The sequence below is a fragment of the Megalodesulfovibrio paquesii genome (assembly GCF_054653055.1).
In genome coordinates this window covers 258,824-281,967 of the sequence record NZ_BAAIGQ010000007.1, presented here as the reverse complement: position 1 = coordinate 281,967, position 23,144 = coordinate 258,824, and the positions used below count along the sequence as shown (strand labels likewise).

At 63.3% G+C, this 23,144-nt stretch carries 18 protein-coding genes and 1 tRNA gene; 2 read left to right on the top strand and 17 right to left on the bottom strand.

All coding sequences use genetic code 11. The features are described 5' to 3' along the window. Positions 1–13: 13 nt before the first annotated feature. From ACYQ00_RS17685 to ftsH, 15 genes are all read right to left on the bottom strand, one after another. Positions 14–1,222: a hypothetical protein gene (locus ACYQ00_RS17685; RefSeq protein WP_460033411.1), complete on the bottom strand. Its 1,209-nt coding sequence runs from the start codon at positions 1,220–1,222 to the stop codon at positions 14–16. 19 nt (positions 1,223–1,241) lie between these two features. Further along, positions 1,242–1,844, bottom strand: coding sequence for a GAK system XXXCH domain-containing protein (locus ACYQ00_RS17680; RefSeq protein WP_460033410.1), 603 nt, complete (start codon positions 1,842–1,844; stop codon positions 1,242–1,244). Between the two features lie 146 nt (positions 1,845–1,990). Continuing rightward, entirely contained in the window at positions 1,991–2,659 is a 669-nt protein-coding gene (gene phoU / locus ACYQ00_RS17675) for a phosphate signaling complex protein PhoU (protein WP_460033409.1), read from the bottom strand. A 62-nt stretch (positions 2,660–2,721) separates the two neighbouring features. After that, the gene (pstB, locus tag ACYQ00_RS17670) at positions 2,722–3,489 is read right to left on the bottom strand and encodes a phosphate ABC transporter ATP-binding protein PstB (RefSeq protein ID WP_460033408.1); all 768 of its coding nucleotides are present in this window, start codon (positions 3,487–3,489) and stop codon (positions 2,722–2,724) included. Positions 3,490–3,629: 140 nt separating this feature from the next. Then, positions 3,630–5,666: an ATP-binding protein gene (locus ACYQ00_RS17665; protein ID WP_460033407.1), complete on the bottom strand. Its 2,037-nt coding sequence runs from the start codon at positions 5,664–5,666 to the stop codon at positions 3,630–3,632. Between the two features lie 35 nt (positions 5,667–5,701). Further along, positions 5,702–6,385, bottom strand: coding sequence for a response regulator (locus tag ACYQ00_RS17660; protein WP_460033406.1), 684 nt, complete (start codon positions 6,383–6,385; stop codon positions 5,702–5,704). A gap of 175 nt (positions 6,386–6,560) precedes the next feature. Beyond that, positions 6,561–7,040 carry a tRNA (cytidine(34)-2'-O)-methyltransferase gene (locus ACYQ00_RS17655; RefSeq protein WP_460033405.1) on the bottom strand — a complete coding sequence of 160 codons (480 nt, stop codon included), beginning with the start codon at positions 7,038–7,040 and terminating at the stop codon, positions 6,561–6,563. Between the two features lie 109 nt (positions 7,041–7,149). Next, positions 7,150–8,949 carry a M3 family oligoendopeptidase gene (locus ACYQ00_RS17650; protein ID WP_460033404.1) on the bottom strand — a complete coding sequence of 600 codons (1,800 nt, stop codon included), beginning with the start codon at positions 8,947–8,949 and terminating at the stop codon, positions 7,150–7,152. Between the two features lie 129 nt (positions 8,950–9,078). Beyond that, positions 9,079–11,502, bottom strand: a complete 2,424-nt coding sequence (gene priA, locus ACYQ00_RS17645) for a replication restart helicase PriA (RefSeq protein ID WP_460033403.1) — start codon at positions 11,500–11,502, stop codon at positions 9,079–9,081. 8 nt (positions 11,503–11,510) lie between these two features. Then, the gene (gene galU / locus ACYQ00_RS17640) at positions 11,511–12,380 is read right to left on the bottom strand and encodes a UTP--glucose-1-phosphate uridylyltransferase GalU (RefSeq protein WP_460033402.1); all 870 of its coding nucleotides are present in this window, start codon (positions 12,378–12,380) and stop codon (positions 11,511–11,513) included. A gap of 143 nt (positions 12,381–12,523) precedes the next feature. Beyond that, a complete protein-coding gene (glmM, locus tag ACYQ00_RS17635; protein ID WP_460033401.1) occupies positions 12,524–13,876 on the bottom strand; it encodes a phosphoglucosamine mutase in 1,353 nt (450 codons plus the stop codon). 27 nt (positions 13,877–13,903) lie between these two features. Further along, complete coding sequence (locus ACYQ00_RS17630; RefSeq protein ID WP_460033400.1) at positions 13,904–14,992, bottom strand: CdaR family protein; 1,089 nt, start codon at positions 14,990–14,992, stop codon at positions 13,904–13,906. A gap of 18 nt (positions 14,993–15,010) precedes the next feature. After that, the gene (cdaA, locus tag ACYQ00_RS17625) at positions 15,011–15,763 is read right to left on the bottom strand and encodes a diadenylate cyclase CdaA (protein ID WP_460033399.1); all 753 of its coding nucleotides are present in this window, start codon (positions 15,761–15,763) and stop codon (positions 15,011–15,013) included. Further along, complete coding sequence (gene folP, locus ACYQ00_RS17620) at positions 15,760–16,779, bottom strand: dihydropteroate synthase (protein ID WP_460033398.1); 1,020 nt, start codon at positions 16,777–16,779, stop codon at positions 15,760–15,762. The genes cdaA and folP overlap by 4 nt, the downstream gene beginning before the upstream one ends. Positions 16,780–16,792: 13 nt before the next feature. Next, positions 16,793–18,868, bottom strand: a complete 2,076-nt coding sequence (ftsH, locus tag ACYQ00_RS17615) for an ATP-dependent zinc metalloprotease FtsH (RefSeq protein WP_460033397.1) — start codon at positions 18,866–18,868, stop codon at positions 16,793–16,795. A gap of 188 nt (positions 18,869–19,056) precedes the next feature. On the opposite strand from ftsH, the gene ACYQ00_RS17610 reads away from it, so the two are divergent. Together ACYQ00_RS17610 and ACYQ00_RS17605 are read left to right on the top strand one after the other, a co-directional pair. Beyond that, positions 19,057–19,150, top strand: a tRNA-Sec gene (locus tag ACYQ00_RS17610). 663 nt (positions 19,151–19,813) lie between these two features. Further along, positions 19,814–20,512 (top strand): response regulator, encoded by a 699-nt coding sequence (locus tag ACYQ00_RS17605; protein ID WP_460033396.1) that lies wholly within the window; start codon positions 19,814–19,816, stop codon positions 20,510–20,512. Between the two features lie 58 nt (positions 20,513–20,570). Here the strand turns inward: ACYQ00_RS17605 and msrB are convergent, their stop codons facing one another. Further along, positions 20,571–21,710 (bottom strand): peptide-methionine (R)-S-oxide reductase MsrB, encoded by a 1,140-nt coding sequence (gene msrB / locus ACYQ00_RS17600; RefSeq protein WP_460033395.1) that lies wholly within the window; start codon positions 21,708–21,710, stop codon positions 20,571–20,573. A gap of 171 nt (positions 21,711–21,881) precedes the next feature. Beyond that, on the bottom strand, positions 21,882–23,084 hold the full coding sequence (locus tag ACYQ00_RS17595) for a sensor histidine kinase (protein ID WP_460033394.1): 1,203 nt from the start codon (positions 23,082–23,084) through the stop codon (positions 21,882–21,884). Positions 23,085–23,144: the final 60 nt, after the last annotated feature.

Genomic DNA, 23,144 nt, shown 5'->3' with positions numbered 1-23,144 from the left:
CGGTTGAGAGGGGTTAGTCCAGCCGGGCGGCGTATTCGGCGATGAGGGAACGGCGGTCCATGCCGGCCACGATGAGGCTTTTGCGGATGCCCATGTCTTCCCAGGGCGGCTGCAGACCGACTTCCCGAGCGGTTTTCTCAGGATCCTGGCTGGCAGTGTCCTTGAGTTTTTCGCTCATGTGACAGTCGTCGCCCATGAAGACGAGCAGCTGACGCTCGGTGCGGCAGCGGCTCTTGTTTTGCCGGTGCACCACGGTAATGAGGAATTCCGTGTACTCCAGGGATTGCGGGTTCCAGACCTCGTAGCCGTCCACATCGTAGCCGGCCAGGAGAATGGGCCAGAACTGCTCCGGATGCGGAATGACCACCCCGGCTCCCAGGCTGCGGGCTTCCTCGATGACTTCCGAGGCCCGGTAAAAGTAGCTCAGCGAAAAGCGCTCCTTGACCTGCATTTTGACCTGCTTGACGTAGGTCTGGCAGCGGGCGATGAACTTGTCGCCGTAGTACGTCCGCAGCATGTCCAGCCAGTTGCGCACCAGCTTGTTTTTGATCATGTCCACGGGCACGTCGTTCCAGTGGGTTTCCACCAGATACTTCAGCTTGGATGCCTGGATGGTACAGAACTCCACCAGTGCCTCATCCGCCCCACTCTCTCCGGCGGCGCGCTGGCGGATTTCTTCCTGCGAATCAAGCATGAGCGCATCGAGCAGCTCAAAGAGCTGGGAGCCGCGATACTTGAGTGTATGCGCCAGCATGGCGTTGAGGGTGTGGGCGCGTTCACCGAGATTGGCAGTCTTGAAGTGCAGCAGGAGCTGCACCTTGCGGTTGAAGCCGCTGGAATAACAGTCCACCTCCACCCCGCTGTAGTCGCCCCAGGAAAGGAGCACGTTGTGCTGGGTGGGAATAATCAATGTTTCCCTGGCATTGGGATACAAGGCCGCGATGCGCTGCTCGATGAGCGGAAAGGGCACATACTCAGGATGCCAGTGCACAGCCAGGATTTCCTGCTGCCGGGGATAGGAAGTTGGGGGCGCGACGATGCGCGCGGCCTGTTCGGAGGTCAGGCGGGTGTCGATGAGGGCAAAGAAACGCCGGGTGTCTTCATCCGTAGGCTCGCGATCCACCAGGGCAAGATCCACTGTGGGTGCACAGGCTTGGGGTGCCTGGGGCACCTCGTCGGGCGCGGAATCGGAGCGCACCAGCTCCATGCGGGGTGTGGCCATCTGTCTACAACTCCAAAACTTATTTATATCTGTCGTGGCAGTCTTTCTTCAGCTGATCCAGGGCGCCGGCCAGGGCCTGGGCCGTAGCCACATCGCCGGCCTCCACAGCCTGCAGCAACGCAGCGTTGCTCTCCAGATAGGCCGGGTAGTATTCATCGCCCTTGCCTGGGTAGCTGCACATGCGTTCACCATCGGCAACAAAGGCGCGCACCAGATCCAGATTCGGCATGTTCCCGAACGCCAGGGACTCCATGATGCTCTTGAACTGGCTCTTCATCCGTTTTTTGAGCGAACCGTACTTGACTGTTCCTGTGGGGCAGGAAACCGGGCACTCGGGCGGCAGGGTGCCATCCTCCCGAAGCACGCTGCAAGCCAGGGATTCTTCCGGCTTGGGGAACTTGCACTTGAGCTTGACGTACAACCCATTGGGATGATTTTTGAACGATACGGCAAGACTCTTGAAACCGGAAATCTCCAGCCCGGACTGCCCCACAGCCAGGGAGCCCGTCTCCAGCCCCTTGGCCAGGGCAGCCAGGAAGCTGGCGGCCTCTTCCCGGGTCATCAGGAGTTCCAGTTTGCGTTTGTATTGCATGGGCACGTGGGTGGGAGGCGTTGCGTTCACGGCCGGCTCCTGTGCGCTTGAAGGTGAAGAGGCGCTGTGTCCTGCTGTCCCGACACGCGGAACCGCAGCGCCACGGGCAGTACCATCTGATGCTGTAAGGTAGTCTTGGTGCAACAAAAAGACAACAGCATCGATGCTGCGGCGCATTAAATTCTGTTACAGCGATGTTTCACGTCCACGCCCTTGACGATGAAGATCACGCTCTCGGCGATGTTGGTGGCCAAATCCGCGCAGCGCTCCAGGCTGCGGGAGGCCAGCACCGTATGCACGGAGCGCTCGATGGCCGGAGTTTCCTTGAGCATGAAATCTATGAGTTTTTTGAGAATCGACAAGTCCAGCTCGTTGGCCCGGCTATCCTGATCGCACACGGCGTCGGCCAGTTCGGGGTCTTCGTCCTTGAAGGCCTTGATGCAACTGCGCAGCATTTCGAGAGAAATACCGGCCAGTTCCTCCAGCAGGTGATTGAACGGCAATGCCGGACGATGGGCCAGGATCAGGGCGCGCTCGGCAATGTTCACGCTTTCGTCGCCAATGCGCTCCAGGTTGACGATAATCCGCATGCAGCCGACGATGAAGCGCAAATCCCCGGCCACAGGCTGACTCAGGGCCAGCATGCGCAGACTCTCTTCATCAATATCGCATTCCAGCTGATTGATCTGGGCATCGCGGTCGATAACCTGCTGGGCCAGGGAGGAATCGCGCTCCAGGAGCGCGCGCAAGGCGCAGTCCAGGGCCTTTTCCGTGTAGGCAGCCATTTCCAGCACCTTGAGGCGCAGGTGGGTCAGGTCGGTATCCAGGTGTCGTCTCACGCTCATAGCAATGCGTCCTTGCAGGGAAAAATCTCTGGCCGGTGGGTTTCGTCGCCTGCGCCGTGCGTCTAGCCGAAGCGGCCGGTAATGTAGTCTTCAGTCTGCTTGTTTTTGGGCCGGGTGAACATGGTTTCCGTGGGGCCGGCCTCGATGAGCTTGCCCATGTAAAAGTAGGCGGTAATGTCCGACACGCGCGCCGCCTGCTGCATGGAATGGGTCACGATGATGATGGTGTAATACTGTTTGAGGATATGAATCAACTCTTCAATTTTCTGTGTGGCGATGGGATCCAGGGCCGAGGCGGGTTCATCCATGAGCAGGATCTCCGGCTCCACGGCCAGGGCGCGGGCGATGCACAGCCGCTGCTGCTGCCCCCCGGAAAGTCCCAGGGCCGAGGAGTGCAGGCGGTCCTTCACTTCCTCCCACAATGCGGCGTGCTGCAGGCTTTCTTCCACGCGCTGGGCAATGAACGCCTTGTCCTTGACCCCGTTCACCTTGAGCCCATAGGCCACGTTTTCAAAAATGGACTTGGGAAACGGGTTGGGCTTTTGGAACACCATGCCCACGCGACGCCGCAACTCGACCACGTCCATCCTGCTTTGGTAAATGTCCTCTCCATCCAGCAGCACGCGACCCTCCACGCGGATGCCTGGAATGAGATCATTCATTCTGTTCAGGCAGCGCAGAAAGGTGGATTTACCGCATCCTGACGGACCGATAAGCGCAGTGACCTCGTGTTCCAGAAACTCCAGGTTCACGTCGTGCAGGGCTTTGAAATCCCCGTAATAGAAATCAAGATTGGCGCTATGCATCTTCGCCCGCTTCTCGATGGCCATGAATCGTCCTCTGCAGTGCTGTGCTGCTTACGCAACAGATAAATAACTGAGAATGAAACGCTCCGCAGCCAGTGCAAGTGGCCGGAGCCAAGGAAAGGATTCGTAACAGGCTGAGGTGACGTCTGCGTGACCGTTTGCCGTCATCTGATCGCCCTGGCTGGCGAGCCTGCCGGGTAGTCCTCGCTCTGTTCCGGCGCCGTGGTGGGCAGGGTGAAGGAAAACACGGTTCCGTGCCCGTCTTCCACCGGACTTTCCACCCAAATGGCGCCGCCGGATTTCTCCACAATGTGCCGCACGATGGCCAGCCCCAGGCCAGAGGAACCACCTTTGTGCTTTTGCCGGTGCTTTTCCACGCGGTAGAACCGTTCAAACACCCGCTCCCGGTCCGCCCGCGGAATGCCCGGGCCTTGATCCTTGATGGAAAAGACCACATCCCCCTCGCGCACCTGACAGGAAACAGTGATGACCCCTGCGCCACCGTTGTGGTTGTCCGTGGCAGGCGGCGTACCATATTTGATGGCGTTTTCCAGCAGATTGCGGAATACCTGCACCAATCTGGTCTGATCGGCAAAGGCCTGCACGCCTTCCGTAGGCAGTGCATTCACCACGCTCTGGCCGGATTCCTCCAACAGATGGAGGCATTCCTTGTAAGCCTGGGAAAAGGCCTCCGCCGCATTCAGCATGCGGAACTCGAATTGCCGCTCCCCGCTTTCCAGGCGCGCCAGATGCAGGAGATCGTTGACCATCTTGGTCATGTGATTGGCGTGCTTGAGGATGATTTCCAAAAAATTCTTGCGTGCCGCACTGGCGCCGCCGGAGATGACGGCGCTGCCAGGGGTGCCAGACGCGGAGCCGCCATCGTCTGCACTCTCCATCTCCATGCCCAGGAGCAGCGTCTCGGCATAGCCTTTGATGCTGGTCAACGGCGTGCGCAGCTCGTGCGACACATTGGCCACAAAATCCCGCCGCACCCGTTCCAGGCGGGTGAGCGGGCTGATATCATGAAACACCGCCACAGCGCCCAGGCAGGCCTCGCCAATGGCTTCGTCCTGGTTGCGCAGGCAGGTCAGGGTCACATCATAGACCTTGTCCCGCATCGGCTCTATCTGAAACGAACGCGACGCCTGCCGGATGGCCGAGCTGGAGACCATCTCCTCACAGGCCTGCTGCAATTCCGGCGAGAGGATGATTTCCAGCGGACTGCGGCCCACGGCATTGTCGGCATCGGGAAAGATGTCCCGCATGGCCCGGTTGACCGCGGTGATGCGGCAGTGCTTGTCGATGACCAGCACGCCTTCGCGCATGGAGTTCAGCACCGTCTCCAGCTGGGTTTTCTGCTCGGTGATGGTGCGTATCTGCGAGGTGATTCCGTCGGCCATCCTATTGACGGCATTGGATAAATCATCAAGTTCCTTACTGTCATGATGCGGGGCGCGACGCTTGAGATCGCCCGCGCCGATGGCCCTGGCCACGGCGGCGGTCTCATCCAGCCGGTCGCACAGCCAGCGGACCATGGCCATACGGAACCCCAGGGCCAGCACCCCGGCCGAAACAGCCGCACAACCCATGACAATGAGGATATTTTCCAGACGGGACTGGGCCTCCGGATGCACCGATCCCACCAGCAGCCAACCGGCGGCAGGCACGGCCGGATCCTGCGGGGTCATGTCGCAGGGAACCCGCGCAAAGGCGGCGTCACCCTGCTGGAGCACGCCGGCGTCTTCCAATTCCCGGGCCCCGGCCGGTTCGTGCAGCAAGGCCTCCAGCCGGCGGGCCAGGACGGCCTGTACGGCCAGAAACTCCGCCGACATGCCTGTCGCTCCCGCCGTCTGCGTCTCCTGCGCCGGAGATACCGCCGCGCCGGGCGCGTCCTCCGACTGCCTCATGGCTCCCGGTGCGGTATCCAGCCAGACGGTGCCGGCAGCGCTCACCCCCCGGATGTACAGGTGCATGTCCTTCGCAAACGCCGTCATGCGCGCACGAACGGCTGTTGCGTCAGCCTGGGTGGCTTCGTGTTGCAGCACGTCCGCCGCCGCTGCTGCGGCGAACCGGGCATCGCGCCGCATTTCCTGCGCAAACTCCCGCAAGTGAAACCACTGATACAGCCCGGCAGGCAGCACCACACCCAGCACCACCAGCAGCAAAAAGGCGATGAACAACCGGGTTCTGAACGACATGCCCGCCCCGCGCGCCATGGGTCCCCCTGCCCGCCCTATTCCTTGAAGCGATAGCCCACACCACGTACGGTTTCCACGTACTTGGCATAGGGGCCGAGCTTCTGGCGCAGGCGGCGGATATGGGTATCCACCGTGCGGGCATACCCTTCAAACTCATAGCCCCAGACGGTATTCAGCAGCTGATCCCGGGTCTGCACGCGGCCCTGGCGTTTGACCAGCTCGGCCAGGAGCTTGAACTCCGTGGCGGTGAGCTGCATCTCCACCCCATCCACCACGGCCTTGTGCGCCTCCAAATCCACTACCAACCCGTTTTTGCGCCACTGGGTGCGGTAAGTCTCTTCGCTTTTGACCCGTTTCATGATGGCGCGGATGCGCAGCAACAGCTCGCGTGGACTGAAGGGCTTGACCACATAATCATCAGCCCCCAGCTCCAGGCCCACGATGCGGTCCACCTCTTCGCCACGCGCGGTAAGCATGATGACGGGAATGCCCGCTGTCTCAGGACGGCGCTTGAGCTCCTTGCACACCTCAAAGCCATCCACATTGGGCAGCATGATATCCAGGAGAATGAGATTGGGATTGTGCCGACGGGCCTGGTTCAGACCCTCGTAGCCGTCCACGGCTGTCAACACTTCAAAGCCCGCATTCTCCAGATTGTAGGTCAGGAGCTGCAAGATGTCTTCATCGTCTTCCACGATGAGCACCACATCTTTCTGCATGGAATCCTCCAGGGATATTCAGACAGTCTAAACCACGCGACAGGTGACGAAAGCATGGTCCCACTGTGACGAATGTGTGACAATTGCCCGGCCTGTCAACAAAATCCCTGCAGTTTTCCCTCCTTTCTCGCCATTGACGACGCCACGTCACTGATTTGTCACCAGTTTGTCACAATTATTCACCCGGCATCCAGGCCACCTGGCGCAAGGCCTCGTACAGCAGAATCCCCGCTGCAGTGGAGAGATTCAGGCTGCGCACCGTGTCGTACACCGGAATGCGAACCATGGATCCCAACCCGCCCTGCACCTCCGCCGGCAAGCCCCGCGTTTCCGGCCCCAGTACAATGACATCCCCGGGCTGCCAGGCAAACGTGCAGTGCGTCTCCCCGGCCCTGCTGGAAGTGCCCACCAGCCGCCGGCCCTGCATGATCTGCCGAAACGCTTCCCAGCCCGGCCACACCGCAAGCGGGACGTGCGGCCAGTAATCCAGCCCCGCGCGCTTGAGCTGGCGATCATCAATGGAAAAGCCCAGGGGCTCAATGAGGTGCAGCCGTGTCTGCGTGGCCGCGCACAGCCGCGAAATGTTGCCTGTATTGGGCGGAATCTCCGGCTCGAACAAGGCCAGATCGAACGGCGAGGCAGGATACGAAGGCACGGCAATGCTCCTGGGAAGAGAGAAGAAAGGATAAAAGAAAAGTGGGGGAACTGATTTCCCCCGCGCCCCCTCCGGTTGGGTGATGCAGAAGCAGCGCCCCTTCGCAGGCTTACCGCACGCCGGCTTCGGCCAGCAGCTGGCGCATCTGCTCAAGGTCGCGGCCGATGGCGGCCATGGCCTCGGCCCAGAACGAGGGCTGGCCAATGTCATCGCCAAGGCTGCGCTTAACCACGGCCGCGGCCTTGCCCGAGCCGGTATCGCGCAGGAAGGTTTCGTAGTCGGCGTGGAAGGCCTCGCCCTTGGCCCGGCCACGTTCACAGAGAATCAGGCTGAGCAGATACCCAAAGGTGTATGGGAAATTGTAGAACGAGACGCCGGTGATGTAAAAATGCAGCTTGGAGGCCCAGAAGAGCGGGTCGCGCTCGGCCGGGTCCAGGCTGTCGCCAAAGGCCTGATCCTGGGCGGCAAGCATCAGTTCCGTCAATCGGGAGACGGGCACTTCGCCGGCAGCGCGTTCGTCGTAAAAGGCTTTTTCGAAAAGATAGCGCATGCGGATGTCGCACAGGAAGATGGCCGCATCGTCGCAGCGCGAGGCCAGGAGACCCAGCTTCTGCCCAGCCGGGGCGTTCGGATCGGCCAGGATGGCGTCCTGCAACAGGCGCTCGGCAAAGGTGGAGGCCGTCTCGGCCAGGGTCATGGGATACATGCTGGCCAGGGGACGGGTGTCGCGCAGGGTGTAGCCGTGGAAGGCGTGTCCCAGTTCATGAGCCAGGGTCTGCACGTCGCCGTGACGACCGCCAAAGGTCATGAACACGCGGGACTCGCGGCTTTTGAGGGAGGTGGTGCAGAAGGCGCCGGGACGCTTGCCGGCGCGCTTTTCCGCTTCCACGCGGCGGGTGTCGAGCATCCGGCGGCAGAAGTTGGCCAGGGCGGGATACCCCTGGTCAAAGGCGGAAAGGATGGTCTGCACGCCTTCGTCCCAGCTGTAGGTCCGGCTGGCAGCCTGGGGGATGGGGGCGATGAGGTCCTGAAAGCCCAGCCGCTCCCGGCCCAGGCAGCGGGCCTTGAGCCGCATCCAGTCCCAGGGCAGCTGGACATGCGCTTCCACGGCCTGCCACATGGCCTCCAGATCCCGGCGCTCCATGCCGGCATCGAACAGGGCCACCTCAATGATGGACTCGATGCCCCGGCGTTTGTTCAGGGTCAGCCGCGTGCCGGCGATGGCGTTCAGCGAGGCGGCCACCACATGCGACAGCCCGTCCCAGGCCTCGTTGGAACGCTCCAGGGCCTGCCTGCGGATTTCGGGATCGGGATCTTCCAGAAAGCTGCGTTTCTGGGCCATGGGCACGGGCGCGTCCTGGCCGGGCATGCGGAAGCTCAGGCGGCCGCTCACCTCATTATACAGCCGGCCCCAGGCTGAGATGCCGTCCACGGCCAGGTCCGCGGCCAGGCGCTCCAGTTCCGGCGCCATGGTCCGGCTGGCTTCTTCCTTGAGCTGGCGGATGAAGTGCGCCGCCCCGGCCAGCTCCGGCCGCTGGATGAGCACGTCCACCATGGCCTCGGGCGTGTTGCGCAGGGCCTCCAGCACCGGGGCGAAGGCTTTCTTGAACTGCGCGCCAATGCGGGCAAACCCGGCCTGGGCCTGCTTGTAGCCTTCGTGCAGGCTGTCCGCCGCGGTCAGGCAGCCGAGATATGAGGCCATGTGCGAATAGTCGGCCAGCACCTGCTCATCGAGCAGCAGAAACTCCGCCCACGCCTCCAGGTTCTCCGGGCCGACGGGGTCGAGCGCTCCGGCCAGGGCGTCCAGACGTTCCAGATTCGCTTGCAAGGCGGCCAGATGGGCGCGGTATTCGGGACCGTCAAAGGCCGGGAAGTACGAGACGAGATCCCACGTGGGTGCGTGCGTCATGATTGGCTCCTGAAGAGAAAAGAAGAAAAGAAAGGCTGAGGGAACCGGGGGAACCGAGTTCCCCCGGACCCCCTCCAGCTGGGGGGCGGCAGCATGTGGCGAACATCTGCACTGCTGCCCTGCTGACTCTCACATCATGTCCAGGGGGTCCAGATCCAGGGTCAGCCGCAGGGCGCCCTCGTGGAGTGCCTGCAGGGGCTTGAGGGCTGCAAAAGCGCGGCGCAGGCGAGTCCAGTCCTCGCCCTTGAGCAACAGATGGAAGCGCTTGCGACCCTGGAGCATGGGCAGGGGTGCAGGCGCCGGGCCCATAACCAGGACACCATGTTCCCGCCCGGCCTCGCGAGAGCGGGCAGCCAAGGTGGACAGGGCCGCGGCATGCCCTTCCCATTCCGCCGGAAAGCTGACCCGGATCAACCCCAGTTTGACAAAAGGAGGATAGCGCCACTTTTTGCGGCGTTCCAGCTCGGCTTCAAAAAAACCCTGGTAATCGTGTTGCTTGAGAAATTCGAAGCAATAGTGGGAGGCGTCACGGGTCTGCACGGCCACGCGGCCCGGTTTGTCCCCGCGGCCTGCCCTGCCGGCCACCTGCATGAGCAGCTGGAAACTGCGCTCGGCCGCGCGGAAGTCCGGCAGGTTCAGCCCCATGTCCGCATCGGCCACCACCACCTGGGTCACGTCCGGAAAATTGTGCCCCTTGGAGAGCATCTGCGTGCCCACGAGCACCTGGGCCTCCTTGCGGGCAAAGGCGGCCAGGATCTCTTCCAGGCGACCGGGCCGGCGGGCGGCGTCGCGGTCCAGGCGCAGGACGCCGGCCGTGTGCTTGAGACGCTGGGCGAGCATCTCTTCCAGCCGCTGGGTGCCCTCCCCCATGGGCAGAAAGGAAATGCCGCCGCACTGCGGGCACAGGCAGGGCCAGGGGATGCCCTCGCCGCAGTAGTGGCAGAGCATGCGCTCGCGGCCCTTGTGATAGGTCAGGCCGATCTGACACTGCGGGCAGCGCAACACATGGCCGCAATCCTGGCAGTACATGGCCGGGGCGTAGCCACGACGATTGAGCAGGATGATGGCCTGCTCGCCGCGGGCAATGGTCTCGTCCAGCATGGCCAGGGTTTGCGGGGCCAGAAGCTGGTCAAAGGCGGTGGTCTTGATGTCCACGAAGTCGATGGCCGGCAGCTGGGCCGCGCCGTGCCGGTGCGGCAGCACGGCCATGGGCAGCGCCCCGGTCTGCGCGGCGTGGAAGGATTTGATATCCGGCGTGGCCGAGCCCAGGAGCAGCAGCGCGCCAAAGCGTCGGGCCAGGACATAGCCCAGCTCCTTGGCCTGATACGGCAGCCGCTCCTCCTGCTTGAAGGAGGCGTCGTGCTCCTCGTCCAGCACGATCAGGCCGAGGTCGCGCAGGGGCAGAAAGAGCGCCGAACGCGCCCCGACCACCACCACGGGCGGATCGCCCTTCTTCCTGCCGGCCAGCCGGCGGAACTGGGCCTCGCGCCGGGCCGGGGTCTGGGAGCCGTGGTGGAAGACGATCTCCGCCTCGGGAAAGGCCAGGGCTGCGGCGCTGCGCAGGTTGCAGGCCAGGGCGATTTCCGGAGCCAGCAGCAGCACGGAGCGCCCGGCAGCCAGGCACTCCCGAGCCAGGGCCAGATAGACCGTGGTTTTGCCGCTGCCGGTCACGCCATAGAGCAGCTGCGTCTCGCCCTGCCAGCGGTGCAGGGCCGCGGACAAGGAGCCCAGGGCCGAGGTCTGCTCCTCGCTGAGGGTAGGCGGAGGCGGCGATCCGGCGAGGACGCAGGCCGGATCCAGGACGCCGTCACCCGCATCCTCTGCATCCTCCGCAGTCTGGCCGGGAGGCGTCAGCCCCTGGCGGACGAGGCCGCGATCGACCAGACGGGTCAGACTTTCGCGGGAGCCGTCTCCCAGAACAGCCAGCAACGCCGGCCGGGGCGTGGGGCCATGCTCCCAGAGATGTTCCAGAATTTTCAGCTGATTGAACGCTGCAGGTCGCACCGGCCAGGGCGGATCCTGGGAGAGCCAGCAGAACTGCGTCTCGCGGAAAGCGGCTTCCGGCTGCATGGTCCCGGCCTGCCAGGCCTCGGCCAGGGTCTGACGCAAGGCGTCGGCGGAGGTTGCCAGTTCTCGCGGACGGATGCTGCGCAGCTTGGGGAGGCCCTGGATGCGATAGCGGATGTCCGCCACCTTGAGCCCGGCCGGCAGCACGCTGGCCAGCACCTGCCCCAGCAGCATGCCCTGACGCAGGGCCAGCTGGCGCAGGACGTCCAGATGCCCCGGGCTGAAGAGGGGCGCGCGCTCCAGGGGCCAGATGACCGGCTTGAGGGTCACGCCTTCGGGCGGTGCACCGGCCGAGCCGGCCACGATGTCCCAGTCCGGTTCGCAGGGCAGCAGCACGGCGGCCCGGATGGTGTTGCCAAGCGGCACGGCCACCCGCAGGCCGGGGAGCATCCCGGCTGCGGGGGGCGTGTTCGGAAGCGCGTAATGATAGGCTGTGAACGGCGGCGACAGCAGGGCCGCCCGGATAACGGACACCGAAGCGGACACTGGCAGGACTATCGGCAGGCCAGGAGATCCTTGAGCCGGTGCATCAGGTCGTCGCGCAGGGAATCATCCTGCAGGGCGAAGTAGATGTTGGCGGTGAGGTACTCGCACCAGTCGCCGGCGTCAAAACGGGTGCCGCGCATGCGCACGGCCAGCAGGCGGCCCTTGTGGGCCATGGCCTGCAGCGCGTCGGTCAGCTGGATTTCCCCGCCGTGACCAGGGGTAACAGCTTCGAGATGCTCAAAGATTTCCGGAGTCAGCACGTAGCGGCCAACGATGGCCATGCGCGAGGGGGCGTCCTTGAGCTTGGGCTTTTCCATCATGTCCCGGACCTTGAACAGGCCGGGGGAAAACTCGTCGCCCTTGATGATACCGTACCGGCTGACCTTTTCGGGCGGCACTTCCATGACGCCAACGACAGGCAGGCGTTCGGACTTGGCCACTTCGATGAGCTGCTTGATGCCCGGCTCGGCGCCGAACATCATGTCGTCCCCGACCATGATGGCAAAGGGATCGTTCTTGACCACTTCCTTGGCGCAGAGCACGGCATGGCCCAGGCCGAGCTGCAGTTTCTGCCGCACGGAGATGATGTTGACCATCTCGGCCACGGCGCGGACTTCCTTGAGGATTTCCGTCTTGCCCGCGCGCTGGAGCACTTCTTCGAGGGAGAAGTTGTAGTCGAAGTGGTCTTCAATGATCTTTTTGTTCTGGTTGTTGATGAAGATCACGTCCGTGCAGCCCGAGAGCATGGCTTCTTCCACCACGTACTGGACCACGGGCTTCTTGTAGACAGGCAGCATCTCTTTGGGGATGTTTTTGGTAGCAGGCAAAGACCTGGTTCCCCATCCCGCAACAGGTATGACTACCTTCTTAATCTCCATGATCCAACTCCCTGGGTCGTTCTATGGTTCCCGTATCAGTGCTTCATCAGTCGTACGCCGCAGCGCACCGTCGCCCACCCAGGCCGGCAGCAGGCTCGATCATGCTTCAATTCTTACCAGTTCTGCATGCCTTGGCAAGGGGTTTATTTCAGATTGCTGACTACCGCATCTGCAAGATACTGTGCAGTTTCCTCCACCAAGGCAGCCTGTTCGCCTTCCACCATCACCCGGGCCACAGCCTCGGTGCCGGAATACCGCAACAGCACGCGGCCCTTTTCGCCCAGTTTTTCCTCCACCGCGGCCTTGGCGGCCAGGATGCCGGGGCATTGGTCGAAGGGGATTTTGCGTTCCACATGCACGTTGAGCAGCCGCTGCGGGAAGGGCTCGATGAGATGGGCCAGTTCCGAGAGCGGGCGCTGCTGCTCCTGCATGATGCGCAGGATCTGCAGGGCGGCCAGGGTGCCGTCGCCGGTGGTGGCGTAGTTCAGGAAGATGAGGTGCCCGCTCTGCTCCCCGCCAAAGGACGCGCCTTCGCGGCGCATGGCCTCGACCACGTGCCGGTCCCCCACGGGAGTGCGCAGGAGTCGGCCGCCCCGCTCCTTCATGAAGATTTCCAGGGCCATGTTGCTCATCACCGTGGCCACCAGGGTATTGCCCGGGAGTTGGCCCTGGGTCATGAGATCCTGGGCCACCATGGCCATGATCTGGTCGCCGTCCAGGATGCGGCCGTGCTCATCCACGATGATGACGCGGTCGGCGTCGCCGTCCAGGGCAATGCCCAGGTCCGCGCCTTCCTCCCGCACCGCGGCGGCCACCATTTCCGGGTACAGGGAACCGCACTGGCGGTTGATGTTCAACCCATCTGGCTTGTTGCCCATGCGCACCACCTGCGCGCCGAGTTCCTCGAGAATCAGCGGGGCAACCTTGTAGGCCGCGCCGTTGGCGCAATCCACCACCACCTTGAGGCCGTCCAGGGTCAGCTGTCCGGGAACGCTGTTCTTGACGAAGACGTTGTAGCGGCCTTCGGCGTCGTCCACCTTGAAGGCCCGGCCCACTTCCTCCGAGGCCGGGTAGCGCCAGCGGTGTTCTTCGTTCAGCACCATGGCGGTGATGGCTTCCTCGGCCTCGTCCGGCAGTTTGAAGCCTTCCTTGTCAAAAAACTTGATGCCATTGTCCATGAACGGATTGTGCGAGGCCGAGATGACCACACCCAGATCCGCGCGCATGCTGCGGGTGAGGAAGGAGATGGCCGGAGTGGGCATGGGGCCGACGAGGAAGACATCCATGCCCGCGGCGCACAGTCCCGAGGCCAGGGCGAACTCGAAGAGATAGCCCGAGAGGCGGGTATCCTTGCCGATCACGGCGCGGTGCTTCTTGCTCCCGTTGCGAAAGTACGTGCCAGCGGCCAGGCCCAGGCGCATGGCCACTTCGGGGACCATGGGGTAAATGTTCACCTGACCGCGCAGCCCGTCCGTTCCAAAGAGTTTTGCATCCATCTTGCGGTGATCCTTGTTTATGTGCGTTCAAGGCGCGGCTGGTGCGCTGAAGTGCCGCCCCCCGGCGGGCTCCGCGGCGCCTGAAGATTGCGTGGTATTGCCCATGGTGGCGTGCGGCGTGCCCGTATTGCCGGAGATCCCGTTCACTGCGCCATTTGCCGGACCATTTGCCGGACCATTGGCCGGGCCATTGGCCGGTAAGGGCGGGGCCGGGGTGCCGGTGAGGGTCAGCTCCACGGCCTCCGGCTCGGCCTCCAGGGCACGGACCTCGGCCGGCAGCAGCAGCCGGTAGGCCAGGGAAAGCTTGCCGGGCTGGGCATCGCGCGCCACAGTCACCTGGGCGGCAACATGGTCGAGCCAGTCCTTGTTCCGGGTCATGGAGACGGGTGCTTCCACGCTGACCATCACCCGCTGCGGCCGCACTTTCACGTCCAGGGGCGAAAGATTGTTCACCTGCACCGGCGCGGAGAACTGCATGGTGGCCCGGCGCTCGGCAAACAGCAACCGGACCTGGACCTGGGGCGGGTCGGCGGTCAGTTCCTCCGGCAGATCCAAGGCCACCAGCTCCTCCACCAGACCAGGCCGCGTGCCATTGACGGCGACTACCTGCGTTTCCACGGATTCCACAGTGTCCAACAGCTGTTCAGGGCCGCGGATTTCCGTCAACTCGGGGATGGCCAGGGCGGTGCGCAGTTCCCAGTCCTTGTCCAGCACGCCGTCCCAGCGGGGCACCACGCTCACGGTGCGCACGGCAAAGCGGTCGGCCAGGATGGTCAGCCGCTGAGGCTGGATGTCCATGATCTCGAAATTGCGGGAAAGCGGGATGGTGTCGTTGCGCAGTTCCACCACATTGGACCCGGCCTTGAGGGAGGCGAGATTGATGGAGACCGTGGGGGTCTTGGCGTCCAAAGACTTGAGCAGCCCTTGCGGTCCGCGCACCCGGACGCTGATCTTGTTGGGCAGCCCGCCGCGGATGACCAGATTCTCCGGCACCCCGGCAAACTGCACCGGCAACTCCAGAAGCGCATCCACCCTGGCCCGGCCGGAGACGAAGAACCAGGCCACCACGGAGAGCACGATGGAAAGCAGCAGCAGCTGCCAGTTGCCTTTGGTCATAGCGCAGTCACCATGCGTTCAGGGCTTGGCGATGGTTTTGGTGAGCACGCGCTTGAGGCGGACCTCGTCCAGACTGGTGGTCAGCCGGCCGTTGATGGCCATGGAGATGGTCCCGCGCTCTTCGGACACCACGAGGGCGATGGCGTCCGTTTCCTCCGTGATGCCGATGGCGGCGCGATGGCGCGTGCCGAATTCCGTCTTGTACCGCAGGCCGGCGCTCAAGGGAAGGATGCAGCCGGCAGCCACAATCTGATCGCCATGGATGACCACCGCCCCGTCATGCAGGGGGGTGTTGGGGTAGAAGATGGTTACCAGCAGATCGCGGCTGATGCGCGCGCCCAGTTGCACGCCGCGCTCCACCACGTCGCCGAGGGGCACCTTGCGCTGGATGACCACCAGCGCGCCGGTGCGGCTTTTGGCCAGAGTTTCCAGGGCGGCGATGAGTTGGTTCAGGTATTCCTCGTCAATGATCTTGCGTCGGAAAAACCGCCCTGCGCCCACCTCGGAGAGGGCCTTGCGGATATCCTGCTGAAACAGGATGATAATAACCAGGAAGATGGAGCCGAGGAAGTTTGTGAGCAGCCAGTTGAGCGTGTAGAGCCCCAGCTCCTCGGAGGCGAAGTAGACCAGGATGACCAGCAGGAGCCCATACAGCACGGACACCGCCCGCGTGCCCTTGATGAGCAGCAGCAGCCGGTACAGCGCCAGGGCCACCACGGCCATGTCCAACAGATCCCGCCAGCCCACGCGAATGACGGCCAGGTCGATCACAAAACATCCTCACCAACAAGCGTCGGCCCCGCTGCGGCGGCTTGTTCCGAGGGATCGCGCTGCGCGTCTGAGGCCAGTCCGGAGACTTCGGAGACTCCGACGGCGGAAATCCGGCAGGACTCCGCAGCCGCTTCCACCGCCGCACACACGGCCAGGGACTGGCGGGTAAGCGCCACGTCGTGCACCCGGTGGATGCGCGCGCCATTGCGGGCGGCCAACACCGTGGCAGCCTGGGTGACGTTGGCGCGGTCCTCCTCGCCGGCAGGCAGAAAGGACTGCAGAAACCGCTTGCGGGAAAGGCCCATAAGCACCGGCCGCCCCAGAGTTGTCAGACGCTCCAAACCGTGCAGCAGGGCCAGGTTGTGGGCCACGGTCTTGCCGAAGCCGAGGCCGGGATCGAGCACGATGTGATCTTCCCGTAACCCGGCACGGACCAGCGCGCCGAGACGCTCCTCCAAAAAATGGAGCACGTCTTCGACCACGTTGTCGTACTGCGGATCCTGCTGCATGGTCTTGGGCCGGCCGCGGGCGTGCATGAGCACATAGCCCGGCTGGTGCTGGACGAGGACGTCCATCAGGGCCGGGTCGAAACGGCAGGCAGAGATGTCATTGACGATGGCCGCGCCGGCCGCCAGGGCCCGGGCGGCTGTCTCGGCCCGCCAGGTATCCACGGAGAGGACCAGATCCTGTCCCTGGGGCGCCTCGCGCAACAAGCCAAAGACCGGTCCCAGCCGCGCCCACTCCTCTTCCGCCGGTACCTCATCGCTGCCGGGGCGGGTGGATTCGCCGCCCAGGTCCAGAATGTCCGCCCCCTGCGCCGCCAGGGTCAGGGCGTGAGACGCCGCGGCGGCAGGTTCAAAGAACCTGCCGCCATCGGAGAAGGAATCTGGCGTGACATTGACGATGCCCATTACCAGGGAGGGAGCCGGTCCCAGTCGGCGGCCTTCACGGACCACCCAACAGACTGCACGCCCCCCCTGTGCCTCCCGACAGGTTTCCCCGCGGATCATGGCCATTTCCCGCCCCTGCCTAGGAGCCGGATGGGGTGTTGGAGTCTTTGGCCCGGCCCTGCTGATCCTGATCCTGCTGGCCTTGGGACTCTGTCTGGCCTTGCGGCTCAGGCGCAGGTGCGGCGGGCTGGGCCTCGCCGGGTTCCAGGTGAAACTCTTCCGCCTGCTGCGGGGCGGCCTGCTGCTGGGCCTGGGCCAGGTTCTGGCTGAAAGCCGGGGCATTGGGCATTCCGGCGGCAGCAGGTGCGGCAGGATCGGCCGGTGCGGCAGGCGTGCCGCCCTGCTTGCCCGCCACGCCATTGAACGGCGGCAGCGGCTCGCCCCGGATCAGGCGATCGACATCATCGCCGGAGATGGTTTCCCGCTCCAGCAAGGCCGCCGCAATGGCGTGGAGGACATCAATGTGCTCGCGCAAAATATCCAGGGCCTTCTGCTGGCCTTCTTCCACAAAGCGCTTGATCTCGGCGTCGATGAGCCGGGAGGTCTCTTCGGAGTAGGTCTTGTAGTGGCCCAGGTCGCGCCCGATGAACACCTCGTCGGAGCGCTCGGAGAAGTTCAACGGCCCCAGGGCTTCACTCATGCCATACTGGCAGACCATGCGACGGGCCATGTTGGTGGCCTGCTCAATGTCGCTGCCCGCACCAGTGGTGTACTCGTTGTTGATGATCAGCTCTGCCGCGCGCCCGCCGAGCATCATGGCCAGACGGTTTTCCAGGTACGTGCGCGAGTAGCTGTGGCGGTCCTCGGGCAGGTACTGGGTCACACCCAGGGCCCGGCCGCGGGGGATGATGGTCACCTTGTGCAGGGGATCGGTGCCGGGCAGAATGCGGCCGACCAGGGCGTGGCCGCCTTCATGATAGGCGGTGTTGCGCTTTTCCTCGTCGGTCATGATCAGGCTGCGCCGCTCCTTGCCCATGAGGACCTTGTCCTTGGCTTCCTCGAAGTCGGACATGTCCAGCTTGTCTTTATTGAGCTTGGCCGCGTGCAGGGCAGCTTCGTTGACCAGATTTTCCAGATCCGCACCGGAAAAGCCGGGCGTGCCCTTGGCCAGGATATCCAGATTGACGTTGTCCGACAGCGGGGTGCGGCGGGCATGCACGCCGAGGATGTGGCGGCGGCCCTTCAGATCCGGGGTGGGCACCACCACCTGACGGTCAAAGCGGCCCGGGCGCAGCAGCGCAGGGTCCAGAACGTCAGGACGGTTGGTGGCGGCAATGAGGATGACGCCCTCGTTGCTCTCAAAGCCGTCCATCTCCACGAGCAGCTGGTTCAGGGTCTGCTCGCGCTCATCATGGCCGCCGCCCAGACCGGCGCCACGCTGACGGCCCACGGCGTCGATTTCGTCAATAAAAATCAGGCAGGGCGCGTTTTTCTTGCCCTGCACAAACAGGTCGCGCACGCGGGCCGCGCCCACGCCGACGAACATTTCCACAAAATCCGAGCCGGATATGGAGAAGAACGGCACGCCCGCCTCACCGGCCACGGCGCGGGAAAGCAGCGTCTTGCCTGTGCCGGGAGGGCCGACCAGAAGCACCCCCTTGGGGATGCGGCCGCCCAGGCGGGTGAACTTCTTGGGATCTCGCAGAAAATCCACAACCTCAGTCAGCTCTTCCTTGGCCTCATCCACACCGGCCACGTCCTCGAAGGTGACGCGAGCCTGATCCTGGGTGATGAGCCTGGCCTTGGAGCGACCAAAGGAAAGGGCCTTGCCGCCAGAGCTTTGCACCTGGCGCATGAAAAAGAAAATCACTGCCCCAATAATGAGGAATGGCAGGAGGTTCACCAGCAGGACCATGTAGCCGGCCTCTTCGTCCGGCTCGGCCTTCACGCGCACCTTGTTCTCCATGAGCAGGGTGGTCACGCCGGCGTCGCGCGGGGCGTAACTGGAAAAGCTGGTGCCATCGAGAAGCTTGCCGGAGATGTTCTGGTCCTGAAGGACGACCTCCTGGACCATGCCCTCCTGCACGCTCTGGACGAATTCGCTGTAGGTGAGCTTTTTGACGGAGCCGGCAGGCTGGTTGAAGGCATTCAACAGGGCGATGAGCACCAGGCTCAGAACCACCCAGATGATCAGATTGCGTCCAAAATTGTTCAACGTATGTCTCCCGTGTCTGGGGATAGGATAGCATCCTTGGAGCCATTGTCTATAGATGGCTGGCGGCATTTTGGCAACGCCGCGGCACGGAGATGACAATTTCTTAAAATCCCAGGTTGTTGGCGCAGGAGCGCACAAGGACTTGCCACAATGCCCCGTGCCGGGTAAGTACATTCTTCTTTCATTGCGGAAGCGTGTCGTCACCGGTGTGGCGCCTGGTCTTCAAAACCAGTGTGGGGGTGAGAGCTCCCAGGGTGGTTCGACTCCACTACGCTTCCGCCACCTCCCCCGCCTTGCCATCCCGGTATTCCGACGCCCCCCCCTGATCAGCCGCCTGATCGACAGTCCCGGTCCAGCGATATTCCCCTCAGGGAAAGGGCTGCCCGCCATGACATCTCAAGTTCGTGGTACCGAGTCATACATATATCTACTATAAATACAGTGCGCCATGCCGTTACACCACTGCATCTTTGCAGTTTGTGAAAAAAAACCCATATGAAACCCCCGGCCGCATTGTCCGTAGCAATTCTGTCACAAGCTCCGGACTTCCAGTGCTGCCTCTCTCGCTATGCCCAGGTTTTCCTCATGCCGACAGCGGCGTTTTTTTGCAGTGCCATTAGGGATATTTCCCCGGCATACAGTACATCACAAGTCCTTTTTTTGCTTGAAACACACCGTGCAACGTCGCAGCCTGTTTGGGTCGGGCTGGAGAATTGTCCGCTCATTCAGCCGGTTCAACTATTTTTCGCACCAAACCGGGACCTTGAGGAGATATACGCAACGGTGTGTTGACGCATTGGTATTTTTCTGTGATATACCTTCAGAAAGTGTGGTGAATATCCGACTGTCACTAGGGGGCAATCCTATGCTGTGCAGTTCTTTTCTCACTGTTCCGACCGGGCGCTGGCCTGTGCGCCGCAGCCGGACGCTTCAAGGGGGTGCAACATGCCACGTCTGCTCACGGTAGTCCTTGTGGACGACCATCCGCTCTTCCGCGAGGGGCTCAAGCGCATTGTGGAAACTGCGGGCACGCTCCGGCTGGTGGGGGAGGCGGCAGAACTGGCTGACGCCCGCACCTGCGTGGGCAGCAACAAGCCCGACCTCGTCCTCCTGGACATCGCCATCCAGGGCGGCGCAGGCATGCGGCTGGTGCGGGAAATCAAGTCCTTGTCGCCCCAGTCCCGCATTCTGGTCGTCTCTTCCAACACGGACCCGGCCCTGGTGGAAGGCGCCTTCCACGCCGGCGCCTCGGGCTTTTTGACCAAGACCGCCGGCAGCCTGGAATCCGTCAAGGCCCTGAACCGCGTGGCCGGCGGCGATGTGTATCTGGACCCGGAGCTGACCCAGTCCGTGGCCATGGCCCGCCTGCGGCCCATGCACGCCACGCCGGGCAACGGCCAGGGGCAGACTGTGGAAAAGCTGACCAACCGCGAACGCCAGGTGCTGCAGATGGTCTCCCAGGGGCTGTACACCCGGGAAATCGCCTCCATGCTTGGCCTCTCCACCAAAACCGTGGAGCATCACCGCTGCCGGCTCATGCGCAAGCTGGGCTGCCGCAACTCCGCGGAAGTGGTGGCCTGGGCGCACCGGGCCGGGATGTTCACCGAGGAAGCCGGCCGGGTGCGCCCGGAAGCGCATTCCTGAAACGCCCCGCACGCATCCGTGTAAAAAAGCAGGCCCCGAAGGGCCTGCTTTTTTTGTGCTATTTGAACAGCTTCACATACTCACCGTACCCTTGCGCCTCCAGTTGGTCCTTGGGAATAAAGCGCAGGGCCGCGGAGTTGATGCAGTAGCGCTGACCCGTGGGTGGGGGGCCGTCGGGGAAGACGTGGCCCAGGTGGGAGTCGGCCTTGGCGCTGCGCACTTCCGTACGGGTCATGAACAGGGAACGGTCCGTGCGCTCCTTGACGTTGGCCTGTTCCAGAGGCTGCCAGAAACTGGGCCAGCCGGTTCCGGAATCAAATTTGTGGACAGAGCTGAACAACGGCTCGCCGGAAACCACATCCACGTAAATTCCTTCTGCCTTGTTCTCGGCATACTCGTTCTTGAAGGGTGGCTCGGTGCCTTCCTCCTGGGTGACATGAAACTGCAGGGGAGTGAGCCGGGATTTCAAGGCCTCGCGAGATGGCTTGACCCATGCCGCGTCATCCGGCCCGGTGCGGGTCGCGTTGCAGGCCGTTCCAGTGGCGTTGCCCCACACCTTGGCCGTGAACTGATCCCGCCCGGATCCCTGCCGATAGGCGCAATACCGCGCCGGGTTGGTCTTGTGAAAGTCCTGATGGTAGGCTTCCGCCGGCCAGAAGCGTTCCAGGGGCAGGATGGCTGTGGCAATGGGCTTGCCGAACCGGCCCGAGGCTTCCAGGGCGGCCTTGGAGCGCAGCGCCGCGTCCCGCTCCTCCGGGGTGGCGTAAAAAATCGCCGATCGATACTGCGCCCCCCGATCCACGAACTGCCCGCCGGCGTCGGTGGGGTCGATGGTTCGCCAAAAGACTTCCACCAGCGCGGCATAGCTGGTGATATTCGGATCATACACCACCTGCACAGCCTCCAGGTGCCCGGTGCGGCCCATGGAGACCTGGTCGTACGTGGGGTTGGCCTCCTGGCCGCCGGCATAGCCGGAAATGGCATCCAACACGCCAGGAATTTTTTCGAAATCCGATTCCGTGCACCAGAAACAACCGCCGGCGAAGACGGCAGTGGCATTGGCAGGCTGGGTAGTCATGGTGGTTTTCTCCGTGGCGGCAAAAAGGAAGACGGCGCTGCAGACCAGCAGCACGGGAACAGCCCAGACAGCCCGCCGCAGCGCACGTAAGGAACCAATGATTTTGGATGGAAAGAACATGACGAGCCTCCGGGCGTTCGGCCAGCGGCAGGATGCCCCGGCCATTCCAGACTGTCATGTTCTGATAAATAGGACGTCTTGCGGTGGTGTCAAAGGTATCATCGATCCCCAGGACCGCGATCCCCAGGGCCGCCTGTTCCTGGACCGCGTGCTCCTTGGGGTGGCGCGCCCCTACTCCGCCAGCGGCAGCCAGATGGAAAACATCGCCCCATGGCCATCCGGGCGGTTCTCCCCAGCCACGCGGCCGCCGTGGGCCTGGGCAATGGCCCTGACTGCGGCCAGACCCACGCCGGAGCCCTCGGAGCCCTTGCCGGCCTCGCCCCGGAAGAACTGCTCGAAAATATTGTGCTGATCGTGATCCGAAAGCCCGGGGCCATCGTCCAGCACGTGAATTTCCAGCTCCCGGCCGTTGCGGCGGGCCACCAGAGCCACAACGCCCGCAGAGGTATATTTGACAGCATTATCCAGTAAATTTGCAACCATGCGCATAAGGCGCTGCCGATCGCCCAGGATGGCCGGGAGCTCCGGCGGCAATTCGGCGTGAAAAACCAGCCCTTTGTCTTCGGCGCGTTCGCGAAACTCGCGGGCCAGGGCCTGGAGCATGGGCGCGAGCGGCACAGGTTCGCGAGCCAGGGTAAAGCCGGCCTGATCCATGCGGGCCACGTCCAGAAAGTCCATGGACAGGGTCAGCACCCGGTCCAGCAGGCTGGCAACCATGTCCAGATTTTCCAGCTGGCGGCCGGAAAGCGGGCCTTCCTTGCCGTCCAGAAGCCGGCGGGTCAGGCCCAGGGCGCCCATGAGCGGGGATTTCATATCATGGGCAAAAAAGGTCAGGGTCTGGGTGCGCTGGCATTCCAGGCGGCGGCGCTCGGTGACGTCCAGAAAAATGGACACCCCGGCCACGATCTCTCCGGATTCGTCACGCACGGGGGCCGCGTTGATGGTCACGTGGCGTCGTTCACCGTCTGCGCCTGCAATGAGGGCCTCCACTCCTTCCACCACCTCGCCATTGCACATGGCCCGTTCCAGGGGGCGGTCTTCGGGCTGAAAGGGCGTTCCGTCCGGATGCAGCAGACTCCAGCTGTGCAGGGGCGCGTTGCGACAGCTGGCGTCGGTCTTGCCCAGGATGCCCAACCCCTTGAGGCTGGCCAGGCGGATGCGTCGCTCCCGGGCGTCGGCCACCAGCAGCCCCACAGGGGCCTGCTCCACGGCCGTCAGTTGAATGGCCTGGATGGTTTTGAGTTCTTCTTCCAGCTCGTGGCAACGTCGCGTGAGCGCCTCCATGTCTTGGGGGGAGGCGTCCGTGGCCGGGGCAGCGGAGGGATGTTCTCCATTCTCTGCCCGATGCTCGGTTGGGGGGGTGGAGTCTGGCACGTGCAGGTCCTGCAAGCTCCTTACACCATGTGTTGCCGGAAAGCCGGCCTTGTCATGCTA

Bases quoted from the DNA above. Each gene is read 5' to 3' on its own strand.
- phoU (WP_460033409.1), bottom strand. From the start codon at position 2,659: ATGAGCGTGAGACGACACCTGGATACCGACCTGACCCACCTGCGCCTC.
- ACYQ00_RS17650 (WP_460033404.1), bottom strand. From the start codon at position 8,949: ATGACGCACGCACCCACGTGGGATCTCGTCTCGTACTTCCCGGCCTTT.
- galU (WP_460033402.1), bottom strand. From the start codon at position 12,380: ATGGAGATTAAGAAGGTAGTCATACCTGTTGCGGGATGGGGAACCAGG.
- ACYQ00_RS17685 (WP_460033411.1), bottom strand. From the start codon at position 1,222: ATGGCCACACCCCGCATGGAGCTGGTGCGCTCCGATTCCGCGCCCGAC.
- ACYQ00_RS17660 (WP_460033406.1), bottom strand. From the start codon at position 6,385: ATGCAGAAAGATGTGGTGCTCATCGTGGAAGACGATGAAGACATCTTG.
- glmM (WP_460033401.1), bottom strand. From the start codon at position 13,876: ATGGATGCAAAACTCTTTGGAACGGACGGGCTGCGCGGTCAGGTGAAC.
- folP (WP_460033398.1), bottom strand. From the start codon at position 16,779: ATGGCCATGATCCGCGGGGAAACCTGTCGGGAGGCACAGGGGGGGCGT.
- ACYQ00_RS17605 (WP_460033396.1), top strand. From the start codon at position 19,814: ATGCCACGTCTGCTCACGGTAGTCCTTGTGGACGACCATCCGCTCTTC.
- msrB (WP_460033395.1), bottom strand. From the start codon at position 21,710: ATGTTCTTTCCATCCAAAATCATTGGTTCCTTACGTGCGCTGCGGCGG.
- ACYQ00_RS17630 (WP_460033400.1), bottom strand. From the start codon at position 14,992: ATGACCAAAGGCAACTGGCAGCTGCTGCTGCTTTCCATCGTGCTCTCC.
- ACYQ00_RS17665 (WP_460033407.1), bottom strand. From the start codon at position 5,666: ATGTCGTTCAGAACCCGGTTGTTCATCGCCTTTTTGCTGCTGGTGGTG.
- pstB (WP_460033408.1), bottom strand. From the start codon at position 3,489: ATGGCCATCGAGAAGCGGGCGAAGATGCATAGCGCCAATCTTGATTTC.